Here is a 13,090-nt window from a genome sequence, read left to right as displayed (position 1 = left end):
ATCAGTAGCTTCTATTTTAGCAAAAATTCAGAAAAATTGAAAATAGAACAGTATTAGTTGCAATCAAATTAGAATTAATATAAAATTATAATTATGTTAAATTAATCAGGAAGGTGACAGATATGACTTTTTCAGGTTTCGAAGCAAAGGATTTTGATACATTTACAATAGAGGGACTAGATGAAAGAATGGAAGCCATCCAAAAGCGAATTCAACCGAAATTCAAACAGATCAGTGAAGAAATTATTTCTGACCTAGAAGAAGCGGTTGGCCAAGATATGTACCTTCATATAGCCCGACATGCTCGTAGAACAGTTAATCCGCCAAAAGACACTTGGTCAGCTTATGCACATAATAAGAGAGGCTACAAAAAACACCCACATTTTCAAGTTGGATTGTGGCATGATCATGTTTTTGTTTGGTTAGCCTATATCTATGAATTACCACACAAAAGTGAAATTGCCAAGAAATTTTTGGATGAAATAGATGATATAAAAAGCACCGTACCAGTAGATTACCAAGTCTCTCTCGACCACATGGAAAACAAAGCAGAATCATTAAAACACATAAATTTAGAAAAGGCCCTGCAAAGATTTCAGAATGTGAAAAAAGGTGAATTTTTAATTGGACGACAATTTAAAGCAGATGACCCGATTTTAAGAGACGGAAAGGTATTTATTCAAGAAGTGAAAGACATTATTCAAACATTAGCTCCGCTATACAAGTCATCTCTGCTATAAATTAACGATCTCATGCTGCTCCAATGTCTTCGCCTTTTTTATGACGCGAAACGGGACATAACCTGATTGCTTTTCAAATTGTCGATCTAATTGCTTCTCTTCCGATTTTGATGGAACAATTTGTTTAAAGCGATGATAAGCAAGCATCAAATCCTGTTTCGCTACACCTTTTTCATAGACTTTTTCAATAATGGAATAATAATTAACAACATCAATAATTTCCTCTGTTGACCAACTTTCATTAAGTGGATAACTATAATTCATAAAAACACCTCTTTAACTATATCTATTCCTATTTTAGCATAATTCATAAATTTATCATAAAAGCTAGCTATTGCACGATCAATTTGCTATAATACATTTTGTTTTATTATTTTTCCGTGTAAAAGGAGCAACAATCATAGATGTTAACCCAAAATGAAACACCACTATTCAGTGGTTTAAAAGCACATATAGAGAAAAATCCACGCGCTTTTCATATCCCAGGTCATAAACAAGGAAAAGGGATGGATCCCAAATTTCGCAAATTCCTGGGTGAGAATACGTTATCACTTGATTTAATAAATATTGAGCCATTAGATGACCTACATCATCCTCGTCATATTATAAAAGAGGCACAAGAGTTAGCTGCAGAAGCTTTCGGAGCGGATCATACTTATTTTTCTGTACAAGGTACAAGTGGTGCTATTATGACGATGATTATGAGTGTTTGTTTGCCTGGTGATAAGATCATAGTACCAAGAAATATTCATAAGTCCGTTTCTTCTGCTATTATATTTTCTGGAGCTGTACCGATATTTATTCATCCCGAGCTTGACCATAAATTAGGAATTTCACACGGGATCACACCGAACGCTGTTCAAAATGCATTAGAAGCACACCCAGACGCAAAGGCTGTATTAGTAATTAATCCAACTTATTTCGGCATTGCTGCTGACCTAAAAAAAATCGTAGAAATTGTCCATCAATACCAGATCCCTGTACTAGTAGATGAAGCACATGGGGTGCATATTCATTTTCATGAAAGGCTTCCATTATCGGCAATGCAAGCAGGAGCAGATATGGCAGCAACAAGTGTCCATAAATTAGGTGGATCTTTAACACAAAGCTCTGTCTTAAATGTGAAGGATGGTTTGATTAATCATGAAAGAGTCCAAACAGTCATGTCTATGCTCACTACCACTTCCACTTCCTATATATTGCTTGCTTCATTAGATATTGCCCGTAGGTACTTAGTACAAAATGGGATGTCTTTATTATCTGAAACAATCGAAAATGCCAGATATCTTAGAAAGGAAATAAATAAGATACCTACTCTCTATTGCCCTGGCAGTGACTTACTTGGAACAGAGGCGACCTTTGATTACGATCCAACCAAGATTATTATCTCTGTCAAAAATTTAGGAATTACTGGGCATGAAGCAGAGATATGGCTACGCTTGAATTATCAAATCGAAGTGGAATTATCGGATATGTACAATCTTTTGTGTATTATTACACCTGCTGACAACCTAGAGGATATGAAGTACCTTCTTTCAGCTTTAAATCATTTAGTGGACACACATTATTCTTCAGCAAACGATACAACTGTAAAAGCACAAGTTCCCGATATTCCAATTTTAGCAGTAAGTCCTAGAGAGGCGTTTTATGCGGAATATGAAGTCATACCTTTGAAGAACTCCGCTGGTAGAATCAGTGCTGAATCGATTATGATATATCCTCCAGGAATACCTATATTTATACCTGGTGAAATTATATCTGAAGAAAACCTACAATATATTTATCATAATTTACAGTCGAATTTACCTGTTCAAGGTCTTCAGGACGAAAGCTTGCAAATGATAAGAGTTTTAAAAGAGCATAAAGCATTTAAATAGAGCTGTAGTTTTCTACAGCTCTTGATTTATGAAGTGATAGGACGTTAAGGAGTTTTTATAGTGGCAGGATCAGCTATTTCATATCCTTTATCCCTTAAGCCTTTTACAATATCAGCGAGTGCTTCGGAAGTCCAAGGTCTGTCATGCATTAATAGATTTGCACCATTTCTTAACTCTGGAGCATTTAACATAATCTCTGTTATTGCCTGCTTTGACTGGTATTCACTTACCCAATCATATCCATAGCTCCAGTTCATTAAAAGCATTCCTTCTTTTTCAACTAAGTTCTTCACAAAGTCTGTGTTGGCACCATTTGGCGCTCGGAAAAATTGTGGTTTTTCTCCAATAATTTCATTAATTAGAGCATTGAGTGATAATATTTCTTCTCTTTGTATTTCTTCATCTACTTCTGTTAAATTTTGATGATTAAACGTGTGATTCCCAATTGCGAATCCCATCTCGTGAATTTGTTTTAAAGTATTCTTTTTCTTTTCTGTTTCAAGGAAATGGCCATTCACAAAAAAAATCGCAGGTGCTTCTAATTCACTTAAGGTTTTTGCCATTTCTAGTGCATGGTCATCTGGTGCATCATCAATCGTCAAAAGAACGACCTTTTCGTTTGTTCCTTCCTTAATTGGCTCTAGAAACCAAACATCATTTATTATGTATAGTGGTTCTTTTTGAACAAGGTGATTAGACTCTTCTACTGAGTCCTGAGCAGAATCTGACTTTACAGGTGGATCCTGTTCATCTTTGTTGTTTTCTTCTGTTTTATCCATTACCTCTTCGTTTGAAGAAGCTATATTATCTTGTTCCTTTTCAGACGATTTATTTTCATTACTACAGCTACAAAGAAGCATCAAAACAAATACGATTATAGCTAAAAAGATTCCCTTTTTCATAAAGATCCCTCACTTTACAACAATTTACATAAACGACTAGAAAAAAGAGTCTGCTAGGCAGACTCTTATCCATTTATTTTACGATATGAATTGGTGAACCAATTGCTACTTCAGCAGCTTCCATCGTAATTTCACCTAGTGTTGGGTGAGCATGAATGGTTAAAGCTAAATCTTCAGCTGTCATGCCTGCCTCAATTGCTAGACCAATTTCAGAAACCATATCACTAGCATTTGGACCTGCAATTTGACCACCGATGATTAAACCATCCTCTTTACGAGTGATTAGCTTCATAAAACCATCCCCAGCATTTAACGAGAGTGCTCGACCATTTGCTGCAAATGGGAATTTAGATGCTACCACATCATAACCTGCTTCTTTTGCTTCTTCCTCTGTATAGCCAACTGATGCTAATTCTGGATCAGAGAATACAACAGCAGGAATCGCATTGTAGTCAATTTCTGCATTTTCACCAGCAATGGCTTCCGCAGCAATTTTACCTTCATAAGAAGCTTTATGCGCAAGCGGTGGACCTTCCACAATATCACCAATTGCATAAATATTTTCTACATTTGTGCGACATTGCTTATCGATTTTAATAAGTCCTTTTTCAGTCATTTCAATTCCAACTTGTTCAAGGCCTATTTCAGCTGTGTTAGGGCGACGTCCAACGGTTACTAATACATAATCTGCTTCAATTGTTTCTTCTTTTCCTTTTGCTTCATAAGTAACTTTCACACCATTATCGGTTTCTTCTACCCCTTTAGCTGTGGCACTTGTAATAATTGTTGCACCTTTTTTCTTCAATTTCTTCTTCACAAGTGCACTCATTTGCTTTTCAAAACCATTTAAGATATCTTTTAAACCTTCAATAATGGTTACTTCTGTTCCAAAGCTTGCATAAGCTGAACCTAATTCGGTACCTACATATCCGCCACCAATAACGACTAATTTTTTCGGTACTTCTTTTAAATTCAATGCTCCAGTAGAATCTAGCACACGATCAGAGAACTTGAATGTTGGTAATTCAATTGGTGTAGAACCTGTTGCAATAATGCAGTTTTTGAAGGTATAAGTTTGAGAATTTTTGTCATCCATTACCTTTGCTGTATTTTTATCAACAAAGTACACTTCACCTTTTACAATGTCTACCTTGTTACCTTTAAGAAGTGATTCCACTCCACCAGTTAATTTTTTAACAACAGAGCCTTTCCATTCTTGTACTTTGGAAAAATCAACGGAAACATTCTCTGTTTTGATGCCCATTGTTTCATCACCTTGAGCATATTCAGCACGGTGTCCTGCTTGGATTAGCGCTTTGGATGGGATACAGCCTACATTTAGACAAACTCCACCAACATTGCCTTTTTCTACTACAGTAACCTTTTGACCAGTTTGTGCTGCACGAATTGCTGCAACGTATCCTCCTGGTCCCGCTCCAACTACTAACGTATCTAGTTCAATTGGGAAATCTCCAACAACCATTATTACCCCTCCATCATAATTAATTGTGGGTCTTCAAGTAAACGTTTAATTTGATTTAATGCTAATTGTGCTGTTGCACCATCAACGATTCGATGATCAAAGCTTAATGATAATGCTAAAACAGGTGCAACAACAATTTCGCCGTCTCTTACAACAGGCTTCTCTGCTATACGACCTATTCCGAGAATGGCAGCTTCTGGATAGTTAATTACTGGAGTAAACCACTGTCCACCTGCAGAACCGATATTAGAAATAGTACAAGAAGCACCCTTCATTTCATTTGGAGCAAGTTTTCCTTCTCTTGCTTTAACTGCGAGCTCATTGATTTCTTTAGAAATACTGAAGATAGATTTAGCATCAGCATTCTTAACAACTGGTACTAGTAAACCTTTCTCTGTATCTGCAGCAATTCCAATATTGTAATAATGCTTTTGCACAATCTCATCAGTGTCATCATCAATGGAAGCATTTAAGATTGGGTATTTAGATAATGCAGAAACTAAGGCTTTTACTACGTATGGTAAGTAAGTTAACTTAATTTCTTGCTCTGCTGCAACAGGCTTGAATTTTTTGCGGTGAGCAACAAGTGCTGTAACATCAACTTCATCATGTAATGTAACATGTGGAGCTTTGTGCTTAGAATTAACCATCGCATTAGCAATTGCTTTACGAATTCCACTCATTTTCTCACGTGTTTCTGGATATTCACCTTCAGGCTTAGCAGCTGGTGTTGTTGTTGCTTTTGCTTCCTCTTTTGGTTGATCTGCAGATGCTTCTGCTTTTTGATCACCATTAATGAAGGCGTCAATGTCTTCTTTTAAAACACGATTATTTTTGCCTGTTCCAGAAACTTCTGCAATGTTAACATTGTTATCACGTGCATATTTTCGCACAGATGGCATTGCAATTACTCGATTATTTGGATCCTTACTAGACGCTTCAGTATCTGGTGATTCTTCTTTCTTTTCCTCTTGTTGCTCAGGCTTTTCCTCTTTTGGTTCATCTGGTTTTGATTCTTCAGCAGAACCTTCTTCACCCTCATAGCCTTCTGCATCAATAGTAATAATTGTTTCACCAACTGTAGCGACAGATCCTTCTTCAAAATGTACTTCCTTCACGGTGCCGTCCACTGGTGATGGAATTTCGACAACGGCTTTGTCATTTTGCACTTCACATAGCACATCATCTTCTTTAATTTCTTCGCCAGCTTTAACAAACCATTTTACGATCTCACCTTCATGGATACCTTCTCCAATATCAGGTAATTTAAATTCAAAAGCCATTCTATTGACCTCCCGTCCAGTATTAATTCATTAGAAATTGATGACTTTGTTTGCTTTTTCGATAATATCATTATAATTTGGAAGCCATACTTCTTCTGCTTGTGTAAAAGCATATACAGTATCTGGTGCAGCTACTGTCAAAATCGGAGCTTCTAAATGTAGGATTGCACGTTCTTGTACATTTGATACAATATAGGACGCTAATCCTGCTTGTCTTTGTGCTTCTTGCACCATTACCATACGGTTTGTTTTCTCGACGGATTGCACAATTGTTTCAAAATCGATTGGCATGACTGTGCGTAAATCGATAACTTCCGCTTGAATTCCGTCTTTTTCTAGTTCTTCTGCTGCTTTCAATGCAGAATGAACCATTGCTCCATATGCAACTAATGTTACGTCAGTACCTTCGCGTTTCACCTGAGCTTTTCCTAATTCGATTGTATAATCTTCCTCAGGCACTTCTTCACGGAAGGAACGATATAACTTCATGTGTTCCAAGAATACTACTGGGTCATTATCTCTAATAGAAGAAATTAATAAACCTTTCGCATCATATGGTGAAGATGGTATGACAACTTTTAAACCAGGTTGTTGTGCTACCAAGCCTTCAAGAGAATCCGCATGAAGCTCAGGTGTATGAACCCCACCACCAAATGGTGAACGAATCGTAATAGGAGCATTCATCGTATTTCCAGAACGATAACGCAAACGTGCCATTTGGCCATTGATAGCATCCATTGCTTCATAAACAAAGCCGAAGAATTGAATTTCAGGAACAGGACGGTAGCCTTGTGTTGCTAAACCAATCGAAATTCCGGCAATTCCTGATTCTGCAAGTGGTGTATCAAATACACGTTCTTCGCCAAATTCTTTTTGTAGACCTTCTGTAGCACGGAAAACCCCACCGTTTTGACCAACATCTTCTCCAAACACTAATACATTTTCATCATTTTTAAGTTCAACTCGTAAAGCATCAGTAATTGCTTGAATCATTGTCATTTGAGCCATCGTTTACTTCGACTCCTTTGCTTCATATTCTTCTAATTGTTCCTGCAAGTGTGCTGGAAGCTCTTCGTACATATTATTGATTAAATCAGATACCTTTTGTTTAGGCTGTTCATCTGTTTTCTTAATCGCAGCTTTGATTTCTTCTTTTGCTTTTTCAATTACTTTGTTTTCTTCCTCTTCTGACCATAATCCTTTTTCCTCAAGGAACTTACGGAAACGAACGATTGGATCCTTCTTCTCCCATTCGTTGTCCATATCTTCCGTACGATAGCGTGTTGGATCATCCCCAGCCATTGTGTGTGGACCATAGCGATAAGTTAAAGTCTCTATCAATGTTGGGCCTTCACCGTTTACCGCACGTTCTCTAGCTTCTTTCGTAGCAGCATAAACAGCTAGAACGTCCATTCCGTCAACTTGAATACCATCAATGCCAGCTGCAACTGCTTTTTGAGCTAATGTCTTAGCAGCGGATTGTTTTTCGACAGGCACAGAAATTGCAAAACGGTTATTTTGTACAACAAAAATCGCTGGTGCTTGATAAGCCCCGGCAAAATTAATTCCTTCGTAGAAATCACCTTGTGATGTACCACCATCACCCGTATAAGTTATTGCAACTGATTTTGCTCCACGTTTTTTCATTCCTATTGCTACACCTGCAGCTTGTGTATACTGTGCACCAATAATGATTTGTGGACTTAATGCATTAACACCTTCAGGCATTTGATTACCATGATAGTGTCCACGAGAGAATAAAAATGCTTGATAGAGTGGCAGCCCATGCCAAATTAATTGTGGTACGTCACGATATCCTGGCAATATAAAATCCTCTTTTTCAAGAGCGAATTGGGTACCTAATTGTGATGCTTCTTGTCCAGCAGTAGGTGCGTAGAAGCCTAAACGACCTTGACGATTCAACGCAATAGAACGTTGATCAAGGATTCTAGTGTAAACCATTCGATACATAAGTTCTTTTAATTCTTCATCTGATAAATCAGGCATTGCATCTTCGTTAACAACTTTACCTTCTTCATTCAGAATTTGAAACGTTTCAAATTGTTCTTCGATATTTTCGACTGTACGCTTCAAAAAGATTCACCTCTTCCTTTCTATAACCCCAAAATGTAATTTATCAAAAATAGCTTTCCCAAAAGATTAAAAAATCTGTACCAAAGTCATCATTATTGCTTTACCCGCTATCGTTACTACTAATCAATTTTGGGTCAAGAACATCTGTTACATATGATTTAAAAAATCAAATTGGTACAATTTTTATTCATGTATAGTTTAGCCTATTGAACGAAGATGGTCAAACACTTTGCAACAATTAATATAATTTTTTTGTGTTTTTCTATGTTTCGTTAACAGAAAAAAGTATCTCACTTTTTTAAAACTGTTTCATTATTAAATTATATCTGTACTATTTTATTCGTGCAAAATAAAGGCGATATAAGCAATTTTTTAGTATCCGCTTACATTGCTGCACTAAAAAACATCATATTTTTTCAATACTTTGGAGTATAAATCATAGCTTCGGCAAAATTTTTCTCTACTGAATTTAAAAATTCCAAAATGTGCAAAAAAACCTTCGAGTTAACTCGAAGGCTTATTCATACACAACATTCATTTCAGTTTCTTCATAAAATTGCTTTTTTAATTCATTATATGTATCTGTCTGTTTATTAAAGGTTTCATTTAATTGAATTACTTCTTCATACGTTTGATTTACTTTATCTATTTGGCTTCGCAATTCCTCTTCGGTCAATTCTTCCTTTGTAAATAGTTCATATAGCTTCTGATCTTCATCTAATGAGGATTGATAAGCTTTATTTAAATTTCCATAGCTAGCATATCTTTCCTCCATAGCTTTCACCATTTTCTCTGCCGTTCCTTGAAGGTCATCCTCTAAATCCTTGACCAATTCTTTTGCTTTAGAGAATTCCTTTTCTCCTGCATCAATGCTTTCTTTTTCTTTTTTTAATAGCTCTCTTCTTTCATTAATATTCGTAATTGCCTGCTCACTTAAGTCTGTAATTTCGTCCATCTGGTCTGAGGAAAGTTCAATGATTTGATTATAAACTTCTTGTTCTTTCTCTTCTAAATCTGCAAACGATTCTTGTTGTTCTGCAAAAGGCTGCTCTAATTCTACTGATTTTTCCAAATGCTCATACATTTTATTCGCAACTGAATCCCCACTACAAGCAACAAGTATACATGCAGCCAAAATGAATAAAAATGATATTTTTTTCATCTACTAAAACTCCTTTTAACAATTCTTCTCCTCTAATTACAACTATATTATTATAACATAAATAGTTTCCAAAAAAATTACTTTCTGGTGATTATTTATTGAAATCACAAGTGATTACTGTTTGTTTTTCTATATTTTTTTCCTGACATTATGTATTATATAGGATAAGATGAAATGTAAAGAGGTGTTATAATTGATAACAATGAAGGATATTATACGCGAGGGAGATCCCATCCTCAGAAAAGTAGCATCCGATGTAGAGCTTCCTCCAACAGCAGAAGAAAAGAATATCTTGGAATCCATGCTTGAATTCTTAAAAAATAGCCAAGATGAAGAATTAGCAAAAAAATATGATTTACGTCCAGGAGTGGGGCTTGCAGCACCACAAATCGGAATTTCTAAAAGAATGTTTGCTGTCCATTTTCAGGATTTCGATGGAGCTGAATATAGCTATGGTTTATTTAATCCTAAAATCGTCAGCCATTCTGTAGCAAAGACCTATTTATCCAATGGTGAAGGATGTCTATCAGTTGATAGAGAAGTACCAGGTTATGTGCCTCGTTATCAAAAGATCACATTAAAAGCAACTGACTTAAATGGAAATGAAGTTAAATTAAAACTAAAAGGCTATGCTGCAATTGTGTTTCAACATGAGCTTGATCATTTGAATGGAGTGATGTTCTATGATCACATTAATAAAGGCGATCCATTCTTCATTCCAGATAATACTATAGCATGTGACCAATAAGGTAATAGCTATCACTTAAAGCTCTTACTACGAGCATTTAAAAGCTTGTTAAAAAAGGTTCTTTGATGGGGAGTGGTTAACCCCCTCCCCTTTTAACCAAACGTTTTCTTTTTATCCCCTCTGTTATAACCTTCTATATAACCCATTCAGTATTTAAAAAGATAATTCCTTCAAATCGTTTATTTCTTTATTAGAACAAATATTCTTCAAAATCTCTCCATTGCCATTCTAATCCAAGTATACCTTGCTCACTAGTTTCTATTTATGACAATTACTATTTAGCCATTCGGAAGCTCTATAGTACAGCAAAAATAATTGGGTCGATCCTATTTATCAGTTGTTTACAGGTTGTAGAAAGAGGAAACACTTATATAAGATAATAAAGTAATAAAGGAGTATAAAATGGCTATTAAAAACGAAAACGACAATCGGTTTTATTACTCAAATCGTAACCTGTGGGCTGGAATTTTATTTGGAATCGGTATTGTGGCTTTTTTAGATGAAACAATTTTTCATCAACTATTACGGTGGCATCACTTTTATGACAAATCCACAACCGATATTGGACTGATTTCCGACGGTTTTTTTCATGCTTTTAGTTGGTTTGCGACTATTGGTGGCTTGTTTATCTATGCTGATCTTCGAAGGCGGAACGGACTATGGATCACTAAGTGGTGGGGAGGAGTATTGATCGGAGCAGGTGGGTTCCAGTTATATGATGGCATTATTCAACACAAATTGATGCGGATACATCAGATTCGTTATGTGGAGAATGTCATCATCTATGACCTGATATGGAATGTGCTAGCTGTTGTAATGATCGTAATAGGACTCAGTCTCATTAAAAGTAATAAACAACAGGCGAAGGAGGTTTCAGATGAACCTCAATAACTACATTCTTCATATCGATGGAGCTTACTTCTTTACTCAAGAGCAGTTGATACCTCAAATATTATTGGCGCTACCGTTTGTTTTAACTTTGGTTATGTATATCTTGGCTGTCATAGTCTCCAACCGGCGTCACAAGCGTTGGCCGTTATATCGCACTGTTTGTTGGATATTTGGCGTTCTTTTCGCAATTATTTCCGTTGCAGGCCCTTTAGCTAACCGTGCACTTGTAGATTTTACAGCCCACATGTTTGGTCACTTGTTTTTAGGCATGCTTGCCCCATTGCTGATGGCGCTTGCTGCACCGATGACACTTATGCTAAGAACACTCACGGTTCCCATAGCAAGAAGACTTTCCAAAATGCTAAGGAGTAGACTCTCGCGAATGCTTACCAACCCGATTATTGCTTCCGTTCTGAATATAGGAGGACTCTGGTTGTTATATACTACTAGTCTATACTCGCTTATGCATGATTATTTTCTATTGCACCTAATAGTGCATGTCCATGTTTTCTTAGCTGGCTATTTATTTACAATATCCATGATCTATATCGATCCAATGCCCCATCGTGTTCCTTTTTTGTATCGCGCGATTGTATTATGTGTTGCCTTAACTGGACACGGTATTCTATCAAAATACATCTATGCACATCCACCTAACCATGTAACTATAAATCAAGCAGAACTTGGGGGCATGGTCATGTATTATGGAGGGGATATCATCGACATTGTTATTATCTTCATCCTCTGTTTACAGTGGTTTAGAGCAACCCGACCTCGAACTAGACTAGCTATATTCAGTAATTGTTTCATTTCATATTAACTTTTTTCGATTCAAAAAACTCTCCCTAAGGTAGGTACAGATTTTATTTTTCAATCTGTCCACCATAAGGAGAGCCTGTTATAAATGTATGTTTCTTCGATTATGCCAATTTATGGCCACAATTACCGCAGAAATTCATGCCACTTGTTTTATTACCACAATTGGGGCAAAAATTAGGGATCGCGTTATTTCCATTATTAGCGGGAGATGATTGTGGTGTGCTTGAATTATTTTGATTCATCCCTTTGACCATTTCCTGTGCCATGTTCATCCCCATCATCATACCTGCCATGTCTGTTGCAGTATTACCACCTTCTGATTTACCTTCTGAAATCGCATCAGTGAAGGCTACCTCTTTATAACGATTCATATCACCAATCATACTATGAGATGCAGATTTAGTAATCATATCTTGAATTTCTTTTGGATAATTAAAGCTCATAATAGTAAAACGAGTAATTTCAAATCCATCACTATTTATTTGCATATCTAAATCTTCTTGAATTCCTTTGCCTATTTCAAAGGAATTAGCTTGCAGGTTAAACATATCTTTTCCTTCTTTTGTAATCCACTTCATTAATAACTGATCTAGAATACTAGTTATTCTTAGACGAATGTCCTCCACTAGATAATTATCTTTTACTCCAGCTATATTATCGATTAATTTGACATAGTCAGTTACTTTGAATTGAAATGTTCCGTTCGCTCTAATTGGCATTCCGCCAGGTAATTGCTGTGTTGGAATATTTATTGCACTTTTCGTTCCCCACTTCACCGTAAACTCTTTTGTATTAACAAAAAGCACCTCTACACGCATGCCACTATTAAAACCAAATTTGAAGCCTTTTAATGTAGACAGAAAAGGAACAATTTCGGATTCGATTTCATATTCTCCTTCGTCCTTGAAGACACCTTCAATTTTCCCTTGATCAAAAAAGATGGCATCCTGACCAGGACGAATAATCAGTTTACTTCCTTTTTTTACTTCATCATTATTCCATTTCCAAAAAATCATATCCTCACGGAATTCATTCCATTCAATGACATCTGAAAGTTGCCCCTTAAAAAAATCAAACATGTATAACACCTT

At 36.2% G+C, this 13,090-nt stretch carries 13 protein-coding genes; 5 read left to right on the top strand and 8 right to left on the bottom strand.

Annotated elements, in window-relative coordinates; genetic code table 11:
- Positions 1–122: 122 nt before the first annotated feature.
- Complete coding sequence (locus ACZ5R4_RS00840; protein WP_054859570.1) at positions 123–740, top strand: DUF1054 domain-containing protein; 618 nt, start codon at positions 123–125, stop codon at positions 738–740.
- On the opposite strand, the gene ACZ5R4_RS00835 is transcribed toward ACZ5R4_RS00840, so the two are convergent.
- Positions 735–1,004, bottom strand: a complete 270-nt coding sequence (locus tag ACZ5R4_RS00835) for a UPF0223 family protein (RefSeq protein WP_054787620.1) — start codon at positions 1,002–1,004, stop codon at positions 735–737. The two genes, ACZ5R4_RS00840 and ACZ5R4_RS00835, sit on opposite strands and share 6 nt — an antisense overlap.
- A 140-nt stretch (positions 1,005–1,144) precedes the next feature.
- On the opposite strand from ACZ5R4_RS00835, the gene ACZ5R4_RS00830 reads away from it, so the two are divergent.
- On the top strand, positions 1,145–2,617 hold the full coding sequence (locus ACZ5R4_RS00830; RefSeq protein ID WP_054788639.1) for an aminotransferase class I/II-fold pyridoxal phosphate-dependent enzyme: 1,473 nt from the start codon (positions 1,145–1,147) through the stop codon (positions 2,615–2,617).
- Between the two features lie 44 nt (positions 2,618–2,661).
- On the opposite strand, the gene ACZ5R4_RS00825 is transcribed toward ACZ5R4_RS00830, so the two are convergent.
- From ACZ5R4_RS00825 to ACZ5R4_RS00800, 6 genes are all read right to left on the bottom strand, one after another.
- A complete protein-coding gene (locus ACZ5R4_RS00825; RefSeq protein WP_109984516.1) occupies positions 2,662–3,519 on the bottom strand; it encodes a polysaccharide deacetylase family protein in 858 nt (285 codons plus the stop codon).
- Positions 3,520–3,592: 73 nt separating this feature from the next.
- Complete coding sequence (lpdA, locus tag ACZ5R4_RS00820; RefSeq protein WP_054859572.1) at positions 3,593–5,002, bottom strand: dihydrolipoyl dehydrogenase; 1,410 nt, start codon at positions 5,000–5,002, stop codon at positions 3,593–3,595.
- Positions 5,003–5,004: 2 nt separating this feature from the next.
- Positions 5,005–6,285 carry a dihydrolipoamide acetyltransferase family protein gene (locus ACZ5R4_RS00815; protein WP_109984518.1) on the bottom strand — a complete coding sequence of 427 codons (1,281 nt, stop codon included), beginning with the start codon at positions 6,283–6,285 and terminating at the stop codon, positions 5,005–5,007.
- A gap of 30 nt (positions 6,286–6,315) precedes the next feature.
- On the bottom strand, positions 6,316–7,293 hold the full coding sequence (locus ACZ5R4_RS00810) for an alpha-ketoacid dehydrogenase subunit beta (protein ID WP_054788638.1): 978 nt from the start codon (positions 7,291–7,293) through the stop codon (positions 6,316–6,318).
- A 3-nt stretch (positions 7,294–7,296) separates the two neighbouring features.
- Positions 7,297–8,379 (bottom strand): pyruvate dehydrogenase (acetyl-transferring) E1 component subunit alpha, encoded by a 1,083-nt coding sequence (gene pdhA, locus ACZ5R4_RS00805; RefSeq protein WP_109984519.1) that lies wholly within the window; start codon positions 8,377–8,379, stop codon positions 7,297–7,299.
- A gap of 517 nt (positions 8,380–8,896) precedes the next feature.
- On the bottom strand, positions 8,897–9,541 hold the full coding sequence (locus ACZ5R4_RS00800; protein WP_109984520.1) for a YkyA family protein: 645 nt from the start codon (positions 9,539–9,541) through the stop codon (positions 8,897–8,899).
- 193 nt (positions 9,542–9,734) lie between these two features.
- Here ACZ5R4_RS00800 and def point away from each other — a divergent pair, with 193 nt between their 5' ends.
- From def to ACZ5R4_RS00785, 3 genes are all read left to right on the top strand, one after another.
- Complete coding sequence (def, locus tag ACZ5R4_RS00795; RefSeq protein WP_109984521.1) at positions 9,735–10,289, top strand: peptide deformylase; 555 nt, start codon at positions 9,735–9,737, stop codon at positions 10,287–10,289.
- Between the two features lie 402 nt (positions 10,290–10,691).
- On the top strand, positions 10,692–11,180 hold the full coding sequence (locus ACZ5R4_RS00790) for a DUF2243 domain-containing protein (protein ID WP_054859577.1): 489 nt from the start codon (positions 10,692–10,694) through the stop codon (positions 11,178–11,180).
- A 94-nt stretch (positions 11,181–11,274) separates the two neighbouring features.
- Positions 11,275–12,000 (top strand): cytochrome c oxidase assembly protein, encoded by a 726-nt coding sequence (locus ACZ5R4_RS00785; protein WP_464368523.1) that lies wholly within the window; start codon positions 11,275–11,277, stop codon positions 11,998–12,000.
- A gap of 100 nt (positions 12,001–12,100) precedes the next feature.
- On the opposite strand, the gene ACZ5R4_RS00780 is transcribed toward ACZ5R4_RS00785, so the two are convergent.
- Positions 12,101–13,078 carry an SPFH domain-containing protein gene (locus ACZ5R4_RS00780; protein ID WP_109984523.1) on the bottom strand — a complete coding sequence of 326 codons (978 nt, stop codon included), beginning with the start codon at positions 13,076–13,078 and terminating at the stop codon, positions 12,101–12,103.
- Positions 13,079–13,090: the final 12 nt, after the last annotated feature.

It is taken from the genome of Gracilibacillus sp. JCM 18860 (assembly GCF_055395245.1).
The sequence above is the reverse complement of the archived record's forward strand: the minus strand, read 5'-3'. Positions and strand labels throughout refer to the sequence as shown.